The organism is Weissella paramesenteroides (genome assembly GCF_051903945.1).
In the GTDB taxonomy this organism is placed as follows: domain Bacteria; phylum Bacillota; class Bacilli; order Lactobacillales; family Lactobacillaceae; genus Weissella; species Weissella paramesenteroides_A.
In genome coordinates this window covers 1,759,894-1,782,880 of the sequence record NZ_CP192268.1, presented here as the reverse complement: position 1 = coordinate 1,782,880, position 22,987 = coordinate 1,759,894, and the positions used below count along the sequence as shown (strand labels likewise).

General features: G+C 39.9%; 22 protein-coding genes and 4 tRNA genes. 25 read left to right on the top strand and 1 reads right to left on the bottom strand.

The features are described from left to right. Positions 1-4 precede the first annotated feature (4 nt). The 17 genes from ACQ4QH_RS08840 (at position 5) to ACQ4QH_RS08760 (ending at position 15,343) form a co-directional block, all read left to right on the top strand. Entirely contained in the window at positions 5-712 is a 708-nt protein-coding gene (locus ACQ4QH_RS08840) for a type 1 glutamine amidotransferase (protein WP_439818562.1), read from the top strand. Between the two features lie 111 nt (positions 713-823). Then, positions 824-1,426, top strand: a complete 603-nt coding sequence (locus ACQ4QH_RS08835) for a thymidine kinase (protein ID WP_439818561.1) — start codon at positions 824-826, stop codon at positions 1,424-1,426. A gap of 24 nt (positions 1,427-1,450) precedes the next feature. Continuing rightward, complete coding sequence (prfA, locus tag ACQ4QH_RS08830) at positions 1,451-2,536, top strand: peptide chain release factor 1 (RefSeq protein WP_439818560.1); 1,086 nt, start codon at positions 1,451-1,453, stop codon at positions 2,534-2,536. Between the two features lie 9 nt (positions 2,537-2,545). After that, positions 2,546-3,406, top strand: a complete 861-nt coding sequence (gene prmC / locus ACQ4QH_RS08825; RefSeq protein WP_439818559.1) for a peptide chain release factor N(5)-glutamine methyltransferase — start codon at positions 2,546-2,548, stop codon at positions 3,404-3,406. A gap of 2 nt (positions 3,407-3,408) precedes the next feature. Next, the gene (locus ACQ4QH_RS08820) at positions 3,409-4,437 is read left to right on the top strand and encodes an L-threonylcarbamoyladenylate synthase (protein ID WP_439818558.1); all 1,029 of its coding nucleotides are present in this window, start codon (positions 3,409-3,411) and stop codon (positions 4,435-4,437) included. A 29-nt stretch (positions 4,438-4,466) separates the two neighbouring features. After that, positions 4,467-5,717 (top strand): serine hydroxymethyltransferase, encoded by a 1,251-nt coding sequence (gene glyA, locus ACQ4QH_RS08815; RefSeq protein ID WP_439818557.1) that lies wholly within the window; start codon positions 4,467-4,469, stop codon positions 5,715-5,717. A 40-nt stretch (positions 5,718-5,757) separates the two neighbouring features. Then, positions 5,758-6,387 carry a uracil phosphoribosyltransferase gene (gene upp / locus ACQ4QH_RS08810; RefSeq protein WP_040760557.1) on the top strand — a complete coding sequence of 210 codons (630 nt, stop codon included), beginning with the start codon at positions 5,758-5,760 and terminating at the stop codon, positions 6,385-6,387. A gap of 95 nt (positions 6,388-6,482) precedes the next feature. Next, the gene (locus tag ACQ4QH_RS08805) at positions 6,483-7,115 is read left to right on the top strand and encodes an NAD(P)H-binding protein (RefSeq protein ID WP_439818556.1); all 633 of its coding nucleotides are present in this window, start codon (positions 6,483-6,485) and stop codon (positions 7,113-7,115) included. 241 nt (positions 7,116-7,356) lie between these two features. Further along, positions 7,357-8,634, top strand: coding sequence for a solute carrier family 23 protein (locus tag ACQ4QH_RS08800; protein ID WP_439818555.1), 1,278 nt, complete (start codon positions 7,357-7,359; stop codon positions 8,632-8,634). 295 nt (positions 8,635-8,929) lie between these two features. Continuing rightward, positions 8,930-9,640 carry a F0F1 ATP synthase subunit A gene (atpB, locus tag ACQ4QH_RS08795; protein ID WP_140836476.1) on the top strand — a complete coding sequence of 237 codons (711 nt, stop codon included), beginning with the start codon at positions 8,930-8,932 and terminating at the stop codon, positions 9,638-9,640. Positions 9,641-9,678: 38 nt separating this feature from the next. After that, positions 9,679-9,897, top strand: coding sequence for a F0F1 ATP synthase subunit C (gene atpE / locus ACQ4QH_RS08790; RefSeq protein ID WP_002828033.1), 219 nt, complete (start codon positions 9,679-9,681; stop codon positions 9,895-9,897). A gap of 24 nt (positions 9,898-9,921) precedes the next feature. Beyond that, positions 9,922-10,437, top strand: coding sequence for a F0F1 ATP synthase subunit B (atpF, locus tag ACQ4QH_RS08785; protein ID WP_002828032.1), 516 nt, complete (start codon positions 9,922-9,924; stop codon positions 10,435-10,437). Then, a complete protein-coding gene (gene atpH, locus ACQ4QH_RS08780) occupies positions 10,437-10,979 on the top strand; it encodes an ATP synthase F1 subunit delta (protein ID WP_439818554.1) in 543 nt (180 codons plus the stop codon). The genes atpF and atpH overlap by 1 nt, the downstream gene beginning before the upstream one ends. A gap of 74 nt (positions 10,980-11,053) precedes the next feature. Further along, on the top strand, positions 11,054-12,565 hold the full coding sequence (gene atpA, locus ACQ4QH_RS08775) for a F0F1 ATP synthase subunit alpha (RefSeq protein WP_439818553.1): 1,512 nt from the start codon (positions 11,054-11,056) through the stop codon (positions 12,563-12,565). 17 nt (positions 12,566-12,582) lie between these two features. Continuing rightward, a complete protein-coding gene (locus ACQ4QH_RS08770; protein ID WP_002828029.1) occupies positions 12,583-13,464 on the top strand; it encodes a F0F1 ATP synthase subunit gamma in 882 nt (293 codons plus the stop codon). Between the two features lie 44 nt (positions 13,465-13,508). Further along, positions 13,509-14,909: a F0F1 ATP synthase subunit beta gene (atpD, locus tag ACQ4QH_RS08765; RefSeq protein ID WP_439818552.1), complete on the top strand. Its 1,401-nt coding sequence runs from the start codon at positions 13,509-13,511 to the stop codon at positions 14,907-14,909. Positions 14,910-14,926: 17 nt separating this feature from the next. Then, positions 14,927-15,343, top strand: a complete 417-nt coding sequence (locus tag ACQ4QH_RS08760; protein ID WP_439818551.1) for a F0F1 ATP synthase subunit epsilon — start codon at positions 14,927-14,929, stop codon at positions 15,341-15,343. A 188-nt stretch (positions 15,344-15,531) separates the two neighbouring features. Here ACQ4QH_RS08760 and ACQ4QH_RS08755 read toward each other — a convergent pair whose 3' ends face one another. Beyond that, positions 15,532-16,866: an ISL3 family transposase gene (locus ACQ4QH_RS08755; RefSeq protein ID WP_439818095.1), complete on the bottom strand. Its 1,335-nt coding sequence runs from the start codon at positions 16,864-16,866 to the stop codon at positions 15,532-15,534. Between the two features lie 213 nt (positions 16,867-17,079). On the opposite strand from ACQ4QH_RS08755, the gene ACQ4QH_RS08750 reads away from it, so the two are divergent. The 8 genes from ACQ4QH_RS08750 (at position 17,080) to ACQ4QH_RS08715 (ending at position 22,819) form a co-directional block, all read left to right on the top strand. Then, the gene (locus ACQ4QH_RS08750) at positions 17,080-17,733 is read left to right on the top strand and encodes a deoxynucleoside kinase (RefSeq protein WP_439818550.1); all 654 of its coding nucleotides are present in this window, start codon (positions 17,080-17,082) and stop codon (positions 17,731-17,733) included. A gap of 13 nt (positions 17,734-17,746) precedes the next feature. Continuing rightward, on the top strand, positions 17,747-19,030 hold the full coding sequence (gene serS, locus ACQ4QH_RS08745) for a serine--tRNA ligase (protein ID WP_439818549.1): 1,284 nt from the start codon (positions 17,747-17,749) through the stop codon (positions 19,028-19,030). Positions 19,031-19,347: 317 nt separating this feature from the next. Then, positions 19,348-19,430: transfer RNA gene (locus tag ACQ4QH_RS08740), tRNA-Leu, on the top strand. 20 nt (positions 19,431-19,450) lie between these two features. Further along, a tRNA-Thr gene (locus ACQ4QH_RS08735) sits at positions 19,451-19,523 on the top strand. A gap of 6 nt (positions 19,524-19,529) precedes the next feature. Next, positions 19,530-19,602 (top strand) — tRNA-Gly (locus tag ACQ4QH_RS08730). Between the two features lie 31 nt (positions 19,603-19,633). Continuing rightward, positions 19,634-19,707, top strand: a tRNA-Arg gene (locus ACQ4QH_RS08725). 138 nt (positions 19,708-19,845) lie between these two features. Further along, positions 19,846-20,322, top strand: a complete 477-nt coding sequence (locus tag ACQ4QH_RS08720; RefSeq protein ID WP_439818548.1) for a CtsR family transcriptional regulator — start codon at positions 19,846-19,848, stop codon at positions 20,320-20,322. A gap of 1 nt (position 20,323) precedes the next feature. After that, positions 20,324-22,819, top strand: a complete 2,496-nt coding sequence (locus ACQ4QH_RS08715) for an ATP-dependent Clp protease ATP-binding subunit (RefSeq protein WP_439818547.1) — start codon at positions 20,324-20,326, stop codon at positions 22,817-22,819. Positions 22,820-22,987: the final 168 nt, after the last annotated feature.

Sequence of the window (22,987 nt, the reverse complement as noted above, 5' to 3'; positions counted from 1 at the left end):
GCCAATGGCTGATTATAAGTTACATACAGCACACTTGTACGGTGATTTAATGAATACGTACGGTGATTTTGGTAATATTGTTGCCCTCAGATATTATGCGCAACAAATTGGGGTTGCTGTTGATGAGACAATTGTTTCATTAGGGGATGAATTTAATCCAACTGCTTATGATTTCGTGTTATTTGGTGGTGGCCAGGATTATGAACAAATGATTGTCGCTGATGATTTACCAGATAAAGCACCAGCTTTGAAACAATATATTGAAACAAATGGGCCATTATTGGGCGTTTGTGGTGGTTTCCAATTATTGGGCCAGTATTTTTTGTTAGCTGATGGTACGAGGGTTGATGGGATCGGTGCGTTAAGTCATTACACATTAAACCAGCCTGATAATCGTTTTATTGGTAATGTAACAATCCATGATGAAGTTAATGATTTAGAGTATCATGGTTTTGAAAATCACCAAGGACGAACTTTCTTAGGTGATGATGAGCGTCCACTAGGTAAAGTGATTAAAGGTAATGGTAATAACGGTGAAGATGGTGGCGAGGGGTTAGTGTACCGTAATGTTTATGGTACGTACTTCCATGGCCCTATTTTGACCCGTAATGGAAATTTGGCCCTACATATTTTACAGCTTGCTTTGGAACGGAAATACCCAGATATTGATTGGCAAGAAAAAATTGCAACGATTACACCTGAGTTTTTCTAACTATACTGATGAAGAGGATGAGTGTTAACGCCGTTCTCTTTTTTTTATTCACATTTTTGGTATACTAGACTGGAGTGTAAACTGGATTTATACAGGAGAAAGGCAGAAAAGATGGCGCAATTATTCTTTCGTTATGGTGCAATGGCCAGTGGTAAAAGTATTGAGATTTTAAAAGTTGCACATAACTATGAAGTGCAGCAAAGACGTGTGCTGCTCTTAACCAGTGCGCTTGATAATCGATCAGGAGTTGGCGAAATCGCATCACGAATCGGTATGCAACGTGCGGCGCAAGCAATTCAAACGACCGATGACTTATTTGAATTAATATCACAAAATAAGTCGGTTGCAGCTGTACTGATTGATGAAGCACAATTTATGACTAAAGCACAAGTTTTGCAACTAACGAGGGTTGTGGATGAATTAAATATTCCAGTACTGACTTTTGGTCTAAAAAATGATGCGTTTAATCAACTATTTCCGGGTTCGGAGGCATTATTGATTTATGCTGATAAAATTGAAGAGATGAAAACACTCTGCTCATTTTGCGGGCGGAAGGCTATTATGAATTTACGTATCTCTAATGGTCAACCTGTATATGAAGGTGAACAAGTTCAAATTGGTGGGGATGAAGCCTATATGCCAGTTTGTCGGAAACATTATAATCATCCTGATTTACAAGCATTAGCTCGTCGGACAGGATTGCATAATAAATAAAATAAGTTAAGGAATTGAAAAGATATGGATGAAATTTTTGAAAAAGTGCAGTCTGTTGTGGATCGCTATGAAGAAGTCAGTGAAATGATTTCTGATCCAGAAGTCATTGCAGACACAAAACGCTTTTTAGCATTGTCTAAAGAAGAAGGTAGTTTACGTGAGACGGTCGAGACCTTTAAGCACTACAAACAAGTGGTTGCAGGTATCGAAGAAAATGAAGAAATTTTACGTGAAGAAGCCAATGATTCAGAGCTAGAAGAACTAGCTAAAGAAGAATTGAAGGATCTTCGTGTGGAAAAAGAAGCATTAGAAGATCAAATTAAGATTTTATTACTACCTAAGGATCCTAATGATGATAAGAATATTATCATGGAAATTCACGGAGCAGCAGGTGGTGATGAAGGTGCATTGTTTGCAGCTGATCTTTATGATATGTATGTTCGTTACGCTGAAAAACAAGGCTGGCAAGTTGAAATCATTTATGAAAATAAGACAGAAATTGGTGGTTACAAGGAAATTGTCTTAATGATCACTGGTGATAATGTCTATTCAAAGTTAAAGTTTGAAAATGGTGCGCATCGTGTACAACGAGTGCCAGAAACCGAATCGGCAGGTCGTGTCCATACTTCAACAGCGACAGTTGGTGTGATGCCAGAATATGAAGACGTTGATATCGAAATTGCAGATAAAGATTTGCGTGTCGATGTGTATCGTTCATCTGGTGCCGGTGGTCAGCACATCAATAAGACATCTTCAGCCGTACGTATGACTCATTTACCAACAGGTATCGTGGTTGCGATGCAAGATCAGCGTTCACAACAACAGAACCGTGCCAAGGCAATGGAAATCTTAAAGGCCCGTGTGTACGATTATTACGCTTCACAGAATGAAGCTGAATATGCTGAACAACGTAAGACAGCAGTCGGAACTGGTGACCGTTCTGAACGAATTCGCACGTACAATTATCCACAAAATCGTGTGACTGATCATCGTATTGGTCTATCGCTGAATAAATTAGACCGTATTATGAACGGTGAATTAGCAGATGTGATCGATGCTTTGTTGATTGCTGACCAAACAGCAAAGCTTGAAGCCTTAAAGCAAGGGTAATATAAACGTATGTTTGATGAACAATGGACTATTCAAGCTGTTCGTGAATGGGGAGATTGGCAATTAGAGCCATACATTCATGATATAGACGAGCGTATGGCACAAATCGATTATTTATTGACTGGCATGATGGATTGGAACTATGCGCAATTAGCAAATAACTTAAACACTGTTTTAGAAGATGAAAAGCGTCTTCGATTTATGGTCGCTGTGCGGGCGATTAAAGGTGGACAACCAGTGCAATATGCCCTTGGACATGCTGCGTTTTATGGCCGTGAATTTCAGGTGGATCGACGTGTCTTGATTCCGCGACAGGAAACTGAAGAACTTGTGGAATGGGTATTAACAGATCATCCGGCAAATATTAAGCAACGCGTATTAGATATTGGTACTGGTTCAGGTGCGATTGCTGTTTCGTTAAGCGCAGAGCGTACTAGTTGGGACGTGTTTGGCGCTGATATTTCTGCAGACGCATTGGCCGTTGCAAAAGAAAATGCGCAACTATACGCATCATCAGTGCAACTATTACAAAGTGACTTGTTTACAGGTGTCACAGGTACTTTTGATATTATTGTTGCCAATCCACCTTATATTAGTCGTGATGAACAATCACTGATGGACGAATCAGTTGTTATGTTTGAACCTGACATTGCCCTCTATGCAGATGATGATGGCTTGGCACTATATAAGAAAATGGCTATGGACCTACTGGATTTTCTAAAACCAGGTGGGGCCGCATACTTTGAAATTGGCTATCAACAAGGAGAAAAGCTTGTTGATTTATTTAGCACATTACCTCATGTCATCGTAACGTTGCGTCAAGATTTAAGTGGTCATGATCGAATGATTAAAGTTTTGCGGGAGATGTAAAAATGACAGAAACAAAAATATGGACAGTAGATGAAATGGATGCAGCAGCTCGTGCAATTAAACGTGGTTCATTAGTTGCCTTTCCAACTGAAACTGTTTACGGACTTGGTGCAGATGCATATAATGAAAAGGCTGTTGGTAAAGTATATGCAGCAAAGGGTCGTCCTTCAGATAATCCTTTGATTGTGCATGTTGCTGACCCAGAACAAGTGGCAGATTTTGCAATTGTAAATGAACGTGCGCAAAAGCTTATGGCTGCTTATTGGCCAGGACCACTAACAATGATTGTGCCTGTTAAACCAGGTGTACTATCAATGACAGTCACTGGTGGTTTGGACACGGTAGCGGTTCGTTTGCCTGACAATGATGCCACTCGCCAGTTAATTCGTGAGAGTGGTAAACCACTTGTTGGTCCTTCAGCTAATACATCTGGTAAGCCTTCACCAACATTAGCAAAACATGTTTATCATGATTTACATGGTAAAATTGCCGGTATTTTGGATGATGGACCCACTAAAATTGGTGTTGAATCAACGGTGTTAGATCTATCAACAGACATGCCAGCAGTTTTACGTCCAGGAAAAATTACACCAGCACGAATAGAATCAGTGCTTGGCATGCCAGTCGATTCTGAAATTCATCGTGTGGCTGATAATGAAACACCAAAGGCACCAGGTATGAAATATCGCCATTATGCACCTGATAAAGCAGTTTATATGGTTGCACCAGAGGATTGGACACAGGCAATTATTTGGATGCAATCACAAGTTGAACCAGTTGGACTAATGTTAACAAATGATTTAATTAAAAAACATCAGCTAGCGGGTATGGATTTTATTTGGTCATTAGGAGATAATAATGACACAGCTGCTGCAAAATTATTTGCAGGGTTACGTTATTTTGACGATAAGAAGGATGTACAAACTATTCTTGTCGCTGCGATGCCGCAAGTTGATGTGAATGGTGCTTATAATAACCGTTTAGGTAAAGCATCAGGTGGACACTGGATTACTGAGTTGTTACATATTTAAGCTGCTTGACTTAAAGGAGGTCAAACCCAATGACAAATTACCGTGATTTTGATCCTGAATTGTGGGCTGCAATCGATCGTGAAGCTGATCGTCAAGAACATAATATTGAATTGATTGCTTCAGAAAATATTGCATCTGCTGGTGTACGTGCTGCTCAAGGAAGTATTCTAACTAATAAGTATGCTGAAGGTTATCCTAATAAGCGATACTATGGTGGAACAGAATATATTGATCAAGTTGAGCAATTAGCGCTTGATCGTGTAAAAGAACTTTTCGGGGCAGAGTATGCAAATGTACAGCCTCATTCTGGGTCACAATCAAACGCAGCTGTTTATGCAGCGTTATTAGAGCCTGGTGACCATGTATTGGGACTTGACCTTAACGCTGGAGGGCATTTGACTCATGGGTCTGCGGTCAACTTTTCGGGAAAAACATACCAATTCCATGCTTATGGATTGGATGACAATGAACGGATTGATTATGATCAAGTTGCCGCATTAGCCGCCGAATATCAACCGAAATTGATTGTTACTGGTGCATCAGCATATTCACGCTTTATTGATTTCGATCGGTTCCGTGAAATTGCGGATTCTGTTGGGGCATACTTAATGGTTGATATGGCTCATATTGCTGGTCTAGTTGCAGCTGGGGTTCATCCATCACCAGTCGGGATTGCTGATGTTGTGACGTCAACAACTCATAAAACATTACGTGGACCACGTGGCGGTTTGATTTTAGCTAAAGAAGAATTGGGTAAGGCACTGAATTCAGCAATTTTCCCAGGAACGCAAGGTGGACCATTAGAGCATGTGATTGCAGGTAAAGCAGTTGCCTTTTATGAGGCTATGCAACCTAGTTTTAAAACATATGGTCAGCAAGTTGTTGCTAATGCAAAGGCTATGGCTGATGTCTTTGCAAAATCAGATCTTGTGCGTGTCGTTTCAGGTGGTACGGATAACCACCTATTTAATTTAGATCTCACTAAAACGGGCATATCTGGTAAAAAAGCGCAAAATGTCTTGGATAGCGTGCATATTACAACAAATAAAGAAGCGATTCCAAATGAACCACGCAGCCCATTTGTAACATCAGGTATTCGCATTGGGACGCCTGCAATTACGACTCGTGGTTTCAAAGAAGCAGAAGCAGTAGAAGTGGCCGAATTAATTTTGAAGGTACTTGCTAATCCTGAAGATGAAGCAACACTTGCATCAGTGGAACAATCTGTATTGGACTTAACGGGTCGATTCCCTTTATCAGGTATTGAACACGCTAATTAAAAAAGCGTTATAATAGAGAAAAATGAAATGGAGCTTTGCAATGAGTAAGCTAACGGTTTTTGATCACCCATTAATTCAACACAAATTAACGATTATTCGTAATAAAAATGTTGGTACAAAAGAGTTTCGTGAGATTGTTGATGAAATTGCATCATTAATGGCTTATGAAGTAACACGTGATTTACCAGTTGAAGATGTTGTTGTTGAAACACCAGTTGCAACAACAACGCAAAAAACACTTGCTGGTAAGAAACTTGCGATTGTGCCAATTTTGCGTGCTGGTTTGGGAATGGTTGATGGCATTATGAAGTTGATCCCTGCTGCTCGAATTGGTCATATTGGTATGTATCGTGATGAAGAATCACTTGAACCAGTTGAGTACTTTGTTAAGTTGCCGGAAGATATTGATCAACGTGAGGTCTTGGTGGTTGATCCAATGTTAGCAACTGGTGGTTCTGCTGTCATGGCAATTGATGCATTGAAAAAACGTGGCGCAACAAAAATTAAGTTAATCACGTTAGTTTCAGCACCAGTTGGTGTCGAAACAGTTCAGAAGGCACATCCAGATGTAGATATTTATACAGCTGGTCTAGATGAGAAGCTTAACGAACATGGTTATATTATTCCGGGTCTTGGTGATGCGGGTGATCGTTTGTTTGGAACTCATTAATCGAATAAAATTTCATTATTATCGATAGAAATGTTGTGAAGGGGTTGGGACAGAAGAGTATGTCCCAGCCTTTTTATTTTTAGAGAGGGGTATTTATGAGAATTTTGGTAGTTGGTGCAAGTGGTCGCGTTGGTCACCTATTAGTTGAAAAGTTAGCAGCCGGAGGCAATGAAGTGATTGCAGGTACCCGTCACTTGGATGATACGTATACTAGTAAACGAGTTGTTCTGGCTAAACTAGATGTATTGATTGATGAAGAGCAATTAGTCAATGAACTACTTGATTTAAAGTTGGATGCAGTTTACTTTGTTGCGGGTTCAAAGGGGAAAAACTTACTACAAGTTGATGCATTTGGTGCCGTTAAGTTAGAAAATGCGGCTGAAAAAGCTGGTATTGACCGGTTTATTATGTTAAGTAGTTGGCAAGCAACAAACCCTAAGGCTTGGGGTAAGGAGCTAAGAGATTATAATATTGCCAAGTTCTTTGCCGACAACTGGTTGATCGATCATACAACACTAAATTATACGATTCTGCAACCAGGTGCTTTGACAGAAGCACCTGGTTCAGGGAAAATTGCATTTAATCCAGATGCACCAGCACAAAATAGTATTGAAAATGTTGTTGATGTATTAGTTGGCATTTTAAATGCTAAGAATACCTATGGTAAAGTGTTATCAATGAGTGATGGTGAAAACATCATTGAAACTGAAATTTCGAAATTCGTGTGATTTAAAACGTTTAACTGTTAGAAATTTTGTTTACTAATTTTGTTAACTGATATATAATTATAATCGTTAAAAAATAACTTTAACTTGGTCCTGTGAGGCTAATAAGATTATTTTGGTGCTGTCGTGTAAATCTGGCGGTGAGCGAAACTATCATATTAGATAAATCTATCAAGTTGGGGTATTTTTATACCGCAACTTTTTTATTTCAGGTTATAAGTTTATATATGGAAGGATTAACACAATGGAAATGAAACGTGATGTTGTATTAGATGTGAATGAGAAGCCAGGTTTCTGGCAATGGATAGGGTTATCGCTACAGCATATGTTTTCGATGTTTGGATCAACAGTCTTAGTACCACTATTAGTTGGGCTAAATCCAGGAATTGCGTTGTTTAGTTCAGGTGTTGGAACGTTATTGCATATTTTGATTACAAAACGTCAAATTCCTGCCTACATGGGGTCAAGTTTTGCTTTTATTATTCCAATGGTTGCCTTAATGAAAACAACTGGTTATCCAGGTGTGGCTACTGGAGTTATCTCTGTCGGTATCGTTTACTTAATTGTCGCAGCAATTGTTGGCTTTATTGGTACTGAATGGATTGAAAAACTGTTACCACCAATTGTTGTTGGTCCGATTATCATGGTAATTGGATTATCATTGTCTGGTTCAGCAGCTCAGTCAGCAACACTATTGAATGGTAAATATGATATTCGCGTATTTTTAGTTGCTATGGTAACACTAGGTGTCACAATCTTCTTTAATATGTATCTACGCGGTTTTCTAGGGTTGATCCCAATTCTATTAGGTATAATTACTGGCTATCTGCTAGCAATTGTCGTTGGGTTGGTTGATTTAAAGCCGGTTGCTGATGCGGCTTGGTTTGCCTTGCCAAAGTTTGATATACCTTTTGTTGACTATACGCCAATCATGCATTGGGGCGCGGTATTAGTTATGGCGCCGATTGCGTTAGTAACTATCACTGAACATTTAGGTCATTTGATGGTTTTAGATAACCTGACAGGGCGTGATTATATCAAAAATCCTGGCTTGCACCGAACTTTAGCTGGTGATGGTGCTGCCTCACTGTTTGCAGGGTTAGTAGGAGGTCCATCAGTTACTTCGTATGGTGAGAACATTGGTGTAATGGCTATTACTAAGGTTCATTCGGTTTATGTCTTGATCGGTGCAGCTATATTTGCGATTCTATTTTCTTTCGTTGGCAAGTTGTCAGCAGTCATTCAAAGTATTCCTGGTGCAGTAACTGGTGGTGTTTCATTTTTGTTGTTTGGTGTCATTGCTGCTTCAGGATTACGTATTATTGTTGAAAATAAACTTGACTTTAATCTGAAGCGTAACTTGATGATTACCTCATCAGTTTTGGTTATTGGTATTGGAAATGCCTACCTACAAATTGGACATGGAAATAACATCGTACAGTTCTCAGGTGTTGCTATTGCAACAGTTCTGAGCATTGTGTTGAATTTAATATTGCCTGAAAAGGCCGCCTCTGAAAAATAAAAAATAAAGACAGTCTTTGTAAAAAAAGCTGTCTTTATTTTTTTAGTTAATATTTATATATAATAAGCATTTCTATTTTGGATAAAAAAGTTTTGTTATTCTTTTTTGGAATAGTGAAAAAGGTGATATAACAAGCTTTATAAAAAAGCGTTGCAAAAATGGGACAAGTACCTATGATTGTTAATGATTGAATTAAGTCCAAAAAGGGGTAATATTAGGTGGTAAAAGTTAAACGGTTCTGTTTCAAATGCATGCCGCTTGATTAGACTTCAAGAAAGGAAAGAGGTGAATTTCATTGGAGAAAACCGCGACCTTTAGCATTGCGGGGTTGACGTTTGATTGGAACGTGGTAATTTCGACATTGGTTTCAATGACAATAGTTTTTCTGTTAGCGTTTTGGACCTCTCGAAAGTTGGTGATGAAGCCGGCTGGAAAGAGCAAGCAGAATATGCTAGAGTGGGTCATTGATTTTACCAACAATATTGTTGATGGATCACTACCAAATAAGACTGGTAACAGTTTGAAGTTTTTCATATTTTCCATGTTTTTGTTCATCTTCGTTGGAAATCAATTAGGTGTCGCCTTTACGGTTGATGTTGGTGGTAATACGTTCTTGAATTCCCCAACAGCTAACCCATTAGTGACAATGACATTAGCATTAATTGCTATTACTATTGCCCACTTCTTAGGTGTTGAAAAGCAAGGTTTCAAGAATTACTTCAAGTCAGTATATCTGTCACCGTTTAGTGTCTTGTTCCCCTTAAATCTTATTGAGCAGTTTACAAGTTTCTTAACATTGGGACTACGTCTGTTCGGTAATATCTTTGCTGGTGAAATGGTTTTGTCTCTATTGTGGCAATTAGCTCAGTCTGCCGGTGCAATTTCATTTGTACCAGCATTCTTGCTCACAATTCTATGGCAAGGATTTTCATTATTTATTGGGGCAATTCAAGCGTTTGTCTTCGTCACTTTGACAACTGTCTATGTTTCAGAAAAGACAGAGTAACTACAGTAACTGTTTAAATTAATCGGAGGATTGTAAAAATGGATGTTGCAACCATTGGTGTTGGAGTTGCCGCAGCTGGTGCCGCTATTGGTGCTGGTATTGGTAATGGTATTGTTATTTCAAGTATGATCGCTGGTACGGCGCGTCAACCTGAATTAGAAGGTAAGTTACGTACGAACATGTTCATCGGAGTTGGTTTGGTCGAGGCCGTTCCAATCATCGCCATCGCTATTGCCTTCATGTTGTTAGCACGATAATCGAAACGCGGAGGCCAACTAATTATGTTTAATCAAATTGTTCTAGCGGGTGCTAGCGAAGGGTTGGCTTTGGGTAACATGTTGTTTGTGCTAGTGGCATTCCTAGTATTGATGCTTCTCCTTAAGAAGTATGCTTGGGGTCCGGTAGTAAAAATGATGGAAAAGCGTGCGGAGAAGGTTGCCCACGATTTGGATACTGCTGAAGAAGCGCGTCAGCAAGCCGAAGAAATGGCTGCTAAGCGTTCTGAACAGTTGCAATCAGCACGTACTGAAGCCAACAGCATCGTTTCTGATGCTAAAACAGCAGCTGGAAAGCAACGTGACCAAATCGTTGCTGATGCTCAGGCAGATGCCCAAGCTACAAAGGAACAAGCAAGTGCACAAATTGCACAAGAACGTTCTGAAGCAATGGCTGACGTTAAGAGTGAAGTTGCTGAGCTTTCAGTAACCATCGCACAAAAGATTATCCAGAAAGAACTAAAATTAGATGATCAAAAAGCGCTTATTGACGCTTATATTGAAGGGTTAGGTAACAAGTAATGGCATTAGATAAAGCAACGATTGCTAAGCGATATGCCGTTGCTTTGTTCGAATTAACCCATGATCAAGGTACTGATGCTAACACGCTGGCTGAATTGACGGCCATTCGTGATATATTAGTACAAAATCCAGAATTTACGAAAGCATTGCTATCTTTGCGAATTGATGAAGCAGCTAAGCATAATATGTTAGCGACTTTATCTGAGGGAACGAGTCAAGTAGTCGCTAATCTAATTCAGATGACTTATGACTACCGTCGTATCCAAAACTTACCAGCGATTATTACTAAGTATGAAGAACTTGTTAATGAAGCTGCTGGTGTTGTGAACGCAGAGGTGCAAACAGCGGTGCCATTGAGTGATGAGCAAGTGTCACGCTTGAAAGAGCAACTTGTTCGACGTTATCAGGCTAACGAAGTGCGTTTGACGCAAATCGTTGATGAGGACTTGCTTGGTGGGGTTATTGTTAAAGCCAATGACCAAATTTTGGATGGATCATTAGCAACTAAGTTAGCTGCTATTCGTCAGAGTATCATCCGCTAGTAATCGAAATTCTAGTTGAAATTGATGTTGTGTGTGATGAATAGACACACTATAAAGAAAGAGGAACTGCTGAAATGAGCATCAAAGCTGAAGAAATCAGTTCACTCATCAAAAAGCAATTAGCCAATTATCAAGACGACTTAACAGTAAAAGAAACTGGAACTGTTACCTACATTGGTGATGGTATCGCTCGCGTAACTGGGTTGGAAAATGCCCTTGCTGGTGAGCTTGTCGAATTTGAGAATGGCGTTTATGGTATGACGCAAAACTTGGAATCAAATGATGTTGGTATCATTATTCTTGGTGGTTATGACAGCATTCGTGAAGGCGATACTGTTAAGCGTACTGGTCGTATCATGGAAGTGCCTGTTGGTGAGCAACTGATTGGTCGTGTTGTTAACGCTTTGGGACAACCTGTCGATGGTATGGGCCCAATTGAAACAGAAAAGACACGTCCTGTTGAAGTTAAAGCTCCAGGTGTTATGGAGCGTAAATCTGTGTTTGAACCACTACAAACTGGTCTAAAGGCTGTGGATTCTTTGGTACCAATTGGACGTGGTCAACGTGAGTTAATTATCGGTGATCGTAAGACTGGTAAGACATCAGTTGCTATTGACACAATCTTGAACCAAAAAGATCAAGATATGATTGTTGTTTATGTTGCTATTGGACAAAAAGCGTCAACTGTTCGTACACAAGTTGAAACTTTGCGTCGTATGGGCGCCATGGACTACACAATTGTTGTTACCGCTAGTCCTTCAGAACCAGCCCCAATGCTTTACCTAGCTCCTTATGCTGGTGCTGCAATGGGTGAGGAATTTATGTATAACGGCAAGCACGTGCTGATCATTTATGATGATTTGTCAAAGCAAGCAACGGCATATCGTGAGCTGTCATTAATTCTTCGTCGTCCACCTGGACGTGAAGCCTACCCTGGTGATGTCTTCTACTTGCATTCACGTTTGTTAGAGCGTGCTGCCAAGTTGTCAGACGAACTAGGTGGTGGGTCAATGACGGCTTTGCCAATTATTGAGACACAAGCTGGTGATGTTTCTGCATACATCCCAACTAATGTTATTTCAATCACTGACGGTCAAATTTTCTTGGATTCTGATCAGTTCTACGCTGGTGTTCGTCCTGCTATTGATGCCGGAACTTCTGTTTCTCGTGTTGGTGGTGACGCACAAATCAAAGCCATGAAGAAAGTTGCTGGTACGTTACGTTTGGATTTGGCTTCATACAAGGAGCTTGAGTCATTCGCCCAATTCGGTTCAGATTTGGATGAAGCAACGCAAGTTAAGCTAGCACGTGGTCGTCGTACCGTTGAACTATTGAAGCAACCATTACACCAACCACTTCCTGTTGAAGAACAAGTGTTATCACTATATGCTTTGACACATGGATTTATGGATGATGTTGCGGTTGATGACATTCTACGTTTTGAGTCAGAATTAATTTCTGCCGTTCACGCATCACACAATGATTTGTTCGAGACAATCGTCGAGACAAAGAATTTGCCTGATACTGATGCAATGGATGCAGCAATTAAGGAATTCAAAGCAACATTTGCTAGCTCAGCAGAATAGTAAAGGAGGGGCGATAAATGGCAGCTTCTTTACAAGATATTCAACGCCGAATTGCCTCAACAAAAAAGACGCGTCAAATCACGAGTGCCATGCAAATGGTCTCAACTTCTAAATTAAGTCAAATTCAACGTCATGGTGGTTCATATACGGTTTATGCCGATGCCCTTCATGACGTTGTGGCACACCTTGCAACTGCTCATATTAACAATGTGTCAGGAACGTTGCTTGAACAACGGCATGTATCAAAGGTGGGATTCTTAGTCCTATCATCTGATCGTGGGTTAGTTGGTGGCTATAATTCAACGCTATTAAAGGAATTAATGGCTAGAATTACGGAACGTCAATTGACACCTGATCAAGTTGTTATTTTAGCAGTTGGTGGTAATGGTGCTGACTTCTTTAAGAAGCGTGGATTTGATGTTGCATACGAATATCGTGGCGTATCTGATGTGCCAACCTTTACAGAGGTGCGGGAGATCGTTAAGACAGTCACGACAATGTATGATAACGAAGTCTTTGATGAATTAATTGTGGGTTATCAGCATTTTGTCAGTCGTATTTCTAACGAAGTACATCTCGAAAAGATGCTTCCAGTTTCAACAGAGGATTTGGAAGAATCTAAGGATGATAGTAAGTATACGGCTGACTATGAGATGGAACCATCAGCTGAACAAATTTTGGGTGTTGTGTTACCACAATATGCTGAAAGTTTAGTATATGGTGCCATCATTGATGCGAAAACTGCTGAACATGCGGCATCTGCAAATGCGATGTCTTCAGCAACTGATAATGCCAAGGAAATTATTGATTCACTTGGTCTTCAGTTCAACCGTGCGCGTCAGAGTGCAATTACGACTGAAATTACAGAAATTACTGGTGGAATGGCCGCTTTGGATTAAAGCATCTTGCATCAGATTTATACGAATGAAGGAAGGAAACGACAATGAATACCGGACAAGTTGTTCAAGTCATTGGTCCCGTTGTTGACATTGCCTTTCCATCAGACTCAAAGATTCCAGATATTAACAACGCTTTGGTTATCGATAAAGGTGATGATCAAACATTGACAGTTGAAGTTTCTTTGTCATTGGGTGATGGTGTCGTACGTACGATTGCCATGGATTCAACTGATGGATTGCGCCGCGGAATGACGGCAACAGACACTGAAAAGTCAATCAGTGTCCCTGTTGGTGAGGCAACGTTGGGACGTGTGTTTAATGTGCTAGGAGAGCCAGTTGATGGTGGAGAAGCACTAGGAGACGACGTACAACGTGACCCAATTCACCGTGATGCACCTGCATACGATGAGTTGTCAACATCAACAGAAATTCTAGAAACTGGTATCAAAGTTATTGATCTATTAGCACCATATGTTCGTGGTGGAAAAATTGGTCTGTTCGGTGGTGCTGGTGTTGGTAAGACGGTGTTGATTCAAGAATTGATTCACAACATCGCACAAGGTCATAATGGTATTTCTGTCTTTACTGGTGTGGGTGAGCGTACCCGTGAAGGTAACGACATGTACTACGAAATGCAAGGATCTGGTGTTTTGAAGCAAACTGCCATGGTCTATGGTCAAATGAATGAGCCACCCGGTGCACGTATGCGTGTTGCCTTGACTGGTTTGACAATTGCTGAGCATTTCCGTGATGTTAATGGTCAAGATGTGCTATTATTCATCGATAACATTTACCGTTTTACGCAAGCTGGATCAGAAGTTTCTGCCTTGCTTGGACGAATCCCATCAGCCGTTGGTTACCAACCAACATTGGCTACTGAAATGGGTCAATTGCAAGAGCGAATCACTTCAACAAAGAAAGGTTCAGTTACATCAATTCAAGCCGTTTACGTGCCTGCCGACGATTATACTGACCCTGCTCCTGCAACGACGTTCGCCCACTTGGACGCAACAACTAACTTGGAGCGTTCATTGACACAACAAGGAATCTACCCAGCCGTGGATCCGTTGGCTTCAACGTCAACAGCCTTAGCACCAGAAATTGTTGGGCAAGAGCATTATGATGTTGCAACTGAAGTACAACACACACTTCAACGTTACCGTGAGCTACAAGATATCATTTCTATCCTAGGAATGGATGAATTGTCAGACGAAGAGAAGACGATTGTTAACCGTGCTCGTCGTATCCAATTCTTCTTGTCTCAACCATTCTCTGTTGCTGAGACATTTACGGGATTGCCTGGACAATACGTACCATTGACTGAAACTGTGCGCAGTTTCAAGGAAATTTTGGATGGTAAGTATGACCAATATCCTGAAGATGCCTTCCGTAACGTTGGTGCCGTTGAAATGGTAGCCGAAAAAGCTGCTCAAATGGCTAACTAAACAAAGGGGGCGGCGCCATGAGTGAACACACCCTACATGTTAAGGTGGTAACGCCAGCTGGTGTGGTGTTTGGATATGAGACCGCATCATTGGTTGTGCTTGATACAACTAATGGTGATGAGGGAATCATGGCAAACCATGCACCGATTATTGCATCGTTGCACATTGGCGAGGTGAAGATTGTTGCTGAAGAGGAAGGATTTGAAGAAATCATTGCTGTTAGTGGTGGTTTTGCAGAGTTCTCTGACAATCAATTAACAATTGTTTCTGACAGTGCAGAGCGTGCAAAGGACATTGATGTTGAACGTGCTGAACAGGCTAAGGAACGTGCTGAGAAGCATATAGCTGCAAGCGATACGGATGATGTTGCACGTGCACAAGCTGCCTTAATGCGTGCGGTTAATCGTATTCATGTGGTTACTGGTAAAAAGTAATTCATGAAACGAATAAACGTTTATTAACAAAATTAAAGTCATCAAGCTACTGGCTTCAAGTTGGTAGTTTGATGACTTTTTTGTGTCAATATAGAGTTTATAAAACGGCTCTATGTCAAATAGCGTGAAAAATCGTAAAATCGATCTAAAGAGTTTGTGAAATATAGCTTGTGAATCTGATGATTTTGTCAGACTCGCAAGCTTTTTTTAGTTAGTAGGTTCATAAAACTAGCGTTTATATGTTTGCGATTGAATAGTTGTAGACGTATTCTGAAAAAATAATTCAATGAATTACCATAGCCATATGCCGTACGGCCAATTTGTTTAATGCGACGATTAATGCCTTCAATACGTCCGTTAGAAGGTGTTTGTAAAAAGGCATTTCTGATACTTTTTAGATTTTTCTTGTAGGTTAAAATCACCTGGTCCATTGCTGAGTGATTGGGCTTGTATTGCGATAAAATTACTGAAAATTCATCAAACGAACGAGATCGTTGCGCACGTAAGACGGCTTGGTATATTTTATAATCTTGTTTGAATTTTGGTGATAGACCAAAGATAAGTTGTAGAGCATCTTGTGGATATAGGTACTCATTAATTCCTTTGAACCATCGTGGTTGCGTTGTGTCTATCTTTGACTGGTCTGTAATAAAGAATTGCCAGTTAGATTTTAGTAGTTTATATACACGACTACGCTTATTATTAATTGTTCGTTGTAGTGTGATACGTGTGGATTGTACAGCCTTCATGGCTAATTGAATGATATGAAAACGATCAATGATAATTTGAGCGTTAGGAAACATCACCCGTAAGGGTGCGCTATAATTAGCGTTCATATCAGTAACGACGTATTGTACACGTTGACGATTAGATAGGTCGTAGTTAGATAAATACCTACGAATATCTATACTGGTACGGGTTGGAAAAATCTCAATTAAATCACTCGTCGTGCCATTTATCATTTCAAAACCGTAATGATGCTTTGCATAGAGTACTTCATCAACACAAATGACCGTAGGTAATGATTTTGTATAATTCGTACGATATGCTTTAGCGGCATGATGCAGTAGTCGATTAACTTTGCTGTGTGATATATGCAAAATGTAAGCAATATCTTTTTCGGAAATATCACGTTTTGCTAAATCAATAATTTGATGTAACAATGGCCGTGAGATAGTTGAATTGGACATAAAATCTTTTGATTGTGCTATAAATGTGTTTTTACAACGTAGACATTGATAACGTTGCTTGGTTAACAATAAAATTTGTTGATAACCGTTTGCTGTGGGTAATTTGTATGATGCAGTATCGGTACCAGCCAGATAAAAATGTCCCGACAATAAGAAACCACATTGCGGACAATGCTCTGGAACTGTCGTTAACGTTGCGCGATAGCGTAAGATTTGGTGTTGATCATGACCTATGGTCATTAATTCATTAAAATCACCGTTATCAGAAATTAAAAATTTAATGTTTTTGTCTGTTAAACCAACTGAATTTAGGATAGAATCATTAATGGACATCAATAAATACCTCGTATCTGTTTTTTTCGTCGATTACATTTTACGCCGGTATATTATTGGTGTCTTTTTATATTTGTGAAAAAGGCGAAATAAAAAGCGTGAAATTTTTAGTTTCACGCTAGAAAGTATAGAGCCTATAAAACTAGACGTGTTAGTCGGCGTAAAATTTGATAAAATAGACATAATATTGATTAAGGAAAGTAGGACAACAGGATGATCGTACTATCGGGAACTATTGGTGCTGGAAAGACCAGCTTAACAACGATGCTCGCAGAACATTTAGGAAGTGAAGCCTTATATGAATCCGTGGATGATAATCCTATTCTGCCATTGTTTTATGAGGACCCAAAGCGTTACGGATTTTTGTTGCAAAATTATTTTTTAAATAAGCGTTTGGATAACATCAAGGATGCGCAAGGGAGTCAATTAAATGTAATTGATCGATCTATCTTTGAGGATTTATTATTATTTAAATTAAATGCAGACTTGGATAGAGCGACGCAAACTGAAGTGCAGATCTATGGTGATTTATTAAACAACATCATGGAACAAGTAGATTTTTCTGATAATGCTATTGTCAAGACACCGGATCTACTGATTTACATTCATGTTAGTTTTGAAACGATGTTGGAACGCATTAAAAAGCGCGGTCGTGATTTTGAACAGATTGCAAATGATCCATCACTATACAACTACTACAAAAGTTTGAACGAACGCTATGTTGCTTGGTTTGAGTCTTATGACCGTTCACCAAAATTAAGTATTGATGGTGATCAATATGACTTCGTTACTGATGAATCAGCAGCAAAAGAAGTATTAGCATTGATTGATCATAAGATTGCTGAGCTAGGTTTAAAGGGTAATTAGGAGAATAACTATTATGTTAGATATGAAATTAATTCGTCATGAGACGGAACAAGTAAAAGAGCGATTAGCGACACGTGGTGTTGCACCTGAAGAAGTTGATGCCTTGGTAGCAGATGATGCCAAGCGTCGTGAATTATTGGTTCAAACTGAAGATCTTAAGGCACGTCGCAATACAGTGTCAGACCAAATTGGTCTTAAGAAGCGCCAAAAAGAGGATGCTAGTGATGTTATTGCTGAAATGCAAAAGGTTTCAGCGACAATTAAGGAGCTAGACGAGCAAGTAACGGCATTAGATAAGCAAATTCAAGACCGTGCATTGCACTTTCCAAACTTACCTAACAAGACCATCCCAGTTGGACCAGATGAGGATTCAAATCGTGAAGAGCGCCAATGGGGCGAAATTCCTACCTTTGACTTTACGCCTAAAGCCCATTTTGAAATTGGTGAAGAATTAGGTATTTTAGATTTTGAACGTGGTGCCAAAGTATCCGGTGCTCGCTTTGTTTATTACGTTGGTCAAGGTGCTCGTTTAGAACGAGCCGTTTATAATTTCATGCTTGATGAACATCAAAAAGAAGGCTACAAGGAAATGATCACACCTTATCTTGTTAAAGACGAGGCGATGTACGGAACTGGTCAGTATCCAAAATTCATGGATGATGCTTATCGGGTTGGCACAAATGATGAGATGACATTGATTCCAACGGCTGAAGTGCCATTAACAAATTATTTCCGTGAAGAAGTGATTGATGCTGACAAATTGCCATATAGTGTTACGGCACTATCACCCGCATTCCGTCAAGAAGCTGGTTCAGCAGGACGTGATACGCGTGGATTGATTCGTATGCACCAATTTAACAAAGTTGAGATGGTTAAGTTTACTAAGCCAGAAGATTCATACCAAGCATTAGAGGATATGACGGTTAATGCTGAAAGTTTGCTTAAAAAGCTAAACTTACCTTATCATGTCATCACGCTATCAACAGGTGATATGGGATTCTCAGCAGCCAAAACTTATGATGTGGAAGTTTGGATGCCACAACAAAATATTTACCGTGAGATTTCTTCGGTATCAAATACTGAAGCCTTCCAAGCTCGTCGTGCTCGAATTCAATATCGTGATGAAAATGGTAAGTTACAATTCGTGCACACTTTGAATGGTTCAGGTTTGGCAGTTGGTCGTACTGTTGCTGCAATTTTGGAAAATTACCAAAACCAAGATGGTACAGTGACGATTCCAGAAGTTTTGCGTCCATACTTTGGTGCTGATAAGATCGTACCAGAAGATTCTTTATAATCTAATCGCTGATTGTTGTTAAAATAAATTTGCGATTTTTTGAGAAATATTTAAAACTATCAATTTGCCAATCAAAGGTGAGTTGATAGTTTTTTATTTAGTGGACAACCAATATCTAAATAAATTTCTTTATTGGAAAACAAAAAAACAGTTGCAGAAAGCAGTAAAACCTAGTAATATATATCGAGTGGTAAGTTGCTGTTAGCCATAACGCAATTATCATCAGGTATAAAAATCTAAATAAGTATTGACACTTATTGATTGATTAGGTATACTATAAAAGTTGTCTCGAGTGTTAAACTCGTTTGACGTCTGTTGCGGATGTGGCGGAACTGGCAGACGCGCTGGATTTAGGTTCCAGTGCCCCTAGGGCGTGCAGGTTCGATTCCTGTCATCCGTATATCGATTATCGATACAGAAGCCGACTTAGCTCAGCTGGCAGAGCGCTTCACTAGTAATGAAGAGGTCGCTGGTTCGAATCCAGTAGTCGGCATCCCATGCGAATATAGTTCAGCTGGTAGAACGCTACCTTGCCATGGTAGAGGTCGCGGGTTCGAATCCCGTTGTTCGCTTTCTTCCAAATGGGAAGCTTTAAATGAACATGCACCTATAGCGCAACTGGATAGAGTGTCTGACTACGAATCAGAAGGTTGAAGGTTCGAATCCTTCTAGGTGCATCAATTAAAAACCATCAAGAGAAATCTTGGTGGTTTTTGTGTCAATTGATGTTTTTTTAAAAAGATGTGATTGTTTAGTGGCATTGTCTTGCAATGCGCCTTATAATTATGTCAATATTGGTCAAGGGGGTGAAGGACATGGCTGATTCAAATATGTCCGATAATATTGAGGCATACTTGAAACAAATTTTACAGCAGGCGAATGAAATTGAAATTCGTCGGGCTGAAATTGCCCGCCGCTTCAATGTTGTCCCATCACAAATCAACTATGTAATCAAAACACGATTTGGTGCAGAGAATGGTTATTTGGTAGAATCAAAGCGTGGTGGTGGTGGCTATATTCGTATTGTAAAAATGGCACTACGAACAGAGCCTGATCTCATTGAAGAAATGAGGCAGAGTCTCCCTGAAATTGTTAGCTTTAGAACAGCAACAGCAGTAATATCTAGCCTGTACCGAGAACAGATTTTGACACGGCGTGAAGGCGAGCTTCTATTAACAATGTTATCGAAAGAAGCGTTAGCAGTTGGCGATACAACTATTCAAGGTCGTATTCGGGCTAGATTATTACAGCAATTATTGAACCGTTTACGGTTTGAAAGTGAGCGTGATTAATATGGATAATCAATATACACCGAGTGCAAAGAACGTGCTAGTCGTTGCACAGGAGCAAGCAAAATACTTTAAACATCAAGCTGTGGGTACTGAGCACCTACTACTTGCATTAGCGATTGAAAAAGAAGGTATTGCTAGCAAAGTGATGCAACAATTTAATGTGGTCGATGACGATATTAAAAGTCAAATTGAACAATTTACTGGCTATGGTACGCTTTCTCGTGCAGAAAAAGAATCTTATTTGCCTTATTCACCAAAAGCAGCTGAAATTTTGCGTTTGGCAAATGAAAGTGCAACGAAATTACATCAAGAGCGAACGGGTACTGAACATTTCTTGTTAGCCTTACTATCAGATGAAACTATCTTCTCATCACGTATTCTGATTAATTTAGGAGTGAATCCCCAAGAAATGCGCCGCGCAATTTTGCGTAAATTAGGAGTTAGTGAGGCACCAAAGCGCCGTGATCTGCGACGTAAACGTGGTGCTCAAGGACAAGCATCTGAAGGTACGCCAACTTTAGATGCACTAGCACGTGATTTAACACAATTAGCACGTGATAAAAAAATGGATCCCGTTGTGGGACGTGAAACTGAAGTCAAGCGTGTTATCCAAATTTTGTCACGTCGTACGAAAAACAATCCGGTCTTAATTGGTGAACCAGGAGTTGGAAAGACAGCGATTGCTGAAGGCTTGGCACAAAAGATTATTGCCGGCGATGTACCGTCAGACATGACTCAAAAACGTTTGATGATGTTAGACATGGGATCATTAGTTGCTGGAACGAAGTATCGTGGCGAATTTGAGGATCGTCTAAAAAAAGTGATTGATGAAATTCAACACGATGGTCAAGTTATCTTGTTTATTGATGAGCTACACACTTTAATTGGCGCCGGTGGTGCAGAAGGTGCGATTGATGCCTCAAATATTTTAAAACCAGCTTTAGCACGTGGTGAATTGCAAACTATCGGAGCAACGACCCTAGATGAATACCAAAAGTACATTGAAGCGGATGCTGCGCTTGAGCGTCGTTTTGCACAGGTTACGGTTAATGAACCAACGCAAGCGGATGCCATTGCTATTCTAAAAGGTTTGAAAGATCGCTATGAGCAACATCACCAAGTGGCGATTCCGGATGAGACAATTGTTGAAGCAGTTAAGCTTTCAGTCCGATATGTCACAGATCGTTTCTTGCCAGACAAGGCCATCGATATTATGGATGAAGCAGCAGCTAAAGTCCGGATTGATCGCACGGGCCATGAAACACCACTAGCAAAGCAACAGGAAAAATTGGCCGCATTGCGTCAGGAAAAAGATGCTGCGATTGAGCGTTTAGACTTTGAATTAGCTGCTGAATTACGTAAAAAAGAAATGAGTCAAAAACGCCGTATTGACAAGCAACTAGATGCACAAGCCAAGAATGATGGCGATAGTGAAAGTCAGTACGACCTTGTCTTATCATTGCATGACATTGCCGAGGTGGTTTCTGAGCAAACAGGGGTTCCTGTGACACAGATGGAAAAATCAGAAAAAGATCGCCTAATGAACTTAGAGAAGGTGTTACATAATCGAGTTGTCGGTCAGAATGAAGCTGTTTCGGCAATTGCACGTTCAATTCGTCGGGCACGTTCAGGGTTGAAAGATCCAAAACGCCCAATTGGAACATTCTTGTTCTTAGGACCAACCGGAACTGGTAAAACTGAATTGGCGAAAGCTTTAGCTGAAGCAATGTTTGGTTCAGAAGATAACATGATTCGTGTCGATATGTCAGAATATCGTGAAGCTTATTCAGCCAGCCGATTGGTTGGATCAGCACCTGGATACGTTGGTTATGAAGAAGGCGGTCAGTTAACTGAAAAAGTTCGTCGTCAACCATATTCCGTGGTTTTGCTTGATGAAGCTGAGAAAGCACATCCAGATATTTATAATTTAATGTTACAGGTTTTTGATGATGGCTTTTTGACAGATTCTAAGGGACGTAAAGTTGACTTTAGAAATACGATTATTATCATGACATCAAATCTTGGCGCAACCCGCCTTCGTGATGAAAAATCAGTTGGGTTTGGTGCTGTTGATAAGATGTCTGATTACAATGCGATGCGTGACACAATTATGCAAACGGTAAAAGAAACTTTCCGTCCAGAATTTATTAATCGTCTGGATGAAGTCGTTGTCTTCCACTCGTTAAATAAGGAAGAGCTTCACCAAATCGTTAAGTTGATGTCAAAGTCAGTTTTGCAGCGAATCGGTGAGCAAGGATTTAAGGTAAAAATTACATCAGCAGCAATTGATGTGATTGCTAAAGCTGGTTTCGATCCAGAATATGGTGCACGTCCAATTAGACGGGCATTGCAGTCGAAGATTGAAGATGCATTATCTGAGGAATTGTTAACTGGAAAAGTAACTGTTAATGATCAAGTCACGATTGGTGCTAAGGGTGGTGAAATCAATATCACGGTTAAGCAACCAAAAAGTAATGCCGAAACAGTAACTGAATAAAAAAATTAAAAAGTAAGCGTTGACAAGAATTGTTTTTCTTGATAAAGCTTACTTTTTCTTGTATACTTATCATTAGTTTAATTGTGTATAAGACAACGGCTGACAGGAAATATTGTCCCTGAAAGCCTGCATAATAACGACAAGAGCGTTTTCAGGTATGGGGATGCT

Excerpts from the sequence above, each read along its gene's own strand:
- ACQ4QH_RS08840 (WP_439818562.1), top strand. The coding sequence starts at position 5 with ATGGCTGATTATAAGTTACATACAGCACACTTGTACGGTGATTTAATG.
- ACQ4QH_RS08835 (WP_439818561.1), top strand. The coding sequence starts at position 824 with ATGGCGCAATTATTCTTTCGTTATGGTGCAATGGCCAGTGGTAAAAGT.
- prfA (WP_439818560.1), top strand. The coding sequence starts at position 1,451 with ATGGATGAAATTTTTGAAAAAGTGCAGTCTGTTGTGGATCGCTATGAA.
- prmC (WP_439818559.1), top strand. The coding sequence starts at position 2,546 with ATGTTTGATGAACAATGGACTATTCAAGCTGTTCGTGAATGGGGAGAT.
- ACQ4QH_RS08820 (WP_439818558.1), top strand. The coding sequence starts at position 3,409 with ATGACAGAAACAAAAATATGGACAGTAGATGAAATGGATGCAGCAGCT.
- glyA (WP_439818557.1), top strand. The coding sequence starts at position 4,467 with ATGACAAATTACCGTGATTTTGATCCTGAATTGTGGGCTGCAATCGAT.
- upp (WP_040760557.1), top strand. The coding sequence starts at position 5,758 with ATGAGTAAGCTAACGGTTTTTGATCACCCATTAATTCAACACAAATTA.
- ACQ4QH_RS08805 (WP_439818556.1), top strand. The coding sequence starts at position 6,483 with ATGAGAATTTTGGTAGTTGGTGCAAGTGGTCGCGTTGGTCACCTATTA.
- ACQ4QH_RS08800 (WP_439818555.1), top strand. The coding sequence starts at position 7,357 with ATGGAAATGAAACGTGATGTTGTATTAGATGTGAATGAGAAGCCAGGT.
- atpE (WP_002828033.1), top strand. The coding sequence starts at position 9,679 with ATGGATGTTGCAACCATTGGTGTTGGAGTTGCCGCAGCTGGTGCCGCT.
- atpF (WP_002828032.1), top strand. The coding sequence starts at position 9,922 with ATGTTTAATCAAATTGTTCTAGCGGGTGCTAGCGAAGGGTTGGCTTTG.
- atpH (WP_439818554.1), top strand. The coding sequence starts at position 10,437 with ATGGCATTAGATAAAGCAACGATTGCTAAGCGATATGCCGTTGCTTTG.
- atpA (WP_439818553.1), top strand. The coding sequence starts at position 11,054 with ATGAGCATCAAAGCTGAAGAAATCAGTTCACTCATCAAAAAGCAATTA.
- ACQ4QH_RS08770 (WP_002828029.1), top strand. The coding sequence starts at position 12,583 with ATGGCAGCTTCTTTACAAGATATTCAACGCCGAATTGCCTCAACAAAA.
- atpD (WP_439818552.1), top strand. The coding sequence starts at position 13,509 with ATGAATACCGGACAAGTTGTTCAAGTCATTGGTCCCGTTGTTGACATT.
- ACQ4QH_RS08760 (WP_439818551.1), top strand. The coding sequence starts at position 14,927 with ATGAGTGAACACACCCTACATGTTAAGGTGGTAACGCCAGCTGGTGTG.
- ACQ4QH_RS08755 (WP_439818095.1), bottom strand. The coding sequence starts at position 16,866 with ATGTCCATTAATGATTCTATCCTAAATTCAGTTGGTTTAACAGACAAA.
- ACQ4QH_RS08750 (WP_439818550.1), top strand. The coding sequence starts at position 17,080 with ATGATCGTACTATCGGGAACTATTGGTGCTGGAAAGACCAGCTTAACA.
- serS (WP_439818549.1), top strand. The coding sequence starts at position 17,747 with ATGTTAGATATGAAATTAATTCGTCATGAGACGGAACAAGTAAAAGAG.
- ACQ4QH_RS08720 (WP_439818548.1), top strand. The coding sequence starts at position 19,846 with ATGGCTGATTCAAATATGTCCGATAATATTGAGGCATACTTGAAACAA.
- ACQ4QH_RS08715 (WP_439818547.1), top strand. The coding sequence starts at position 20,324 with ATGGATAATCAATATACACCGAGTGCAAAGAACGTGCTAGTCGTTGCA.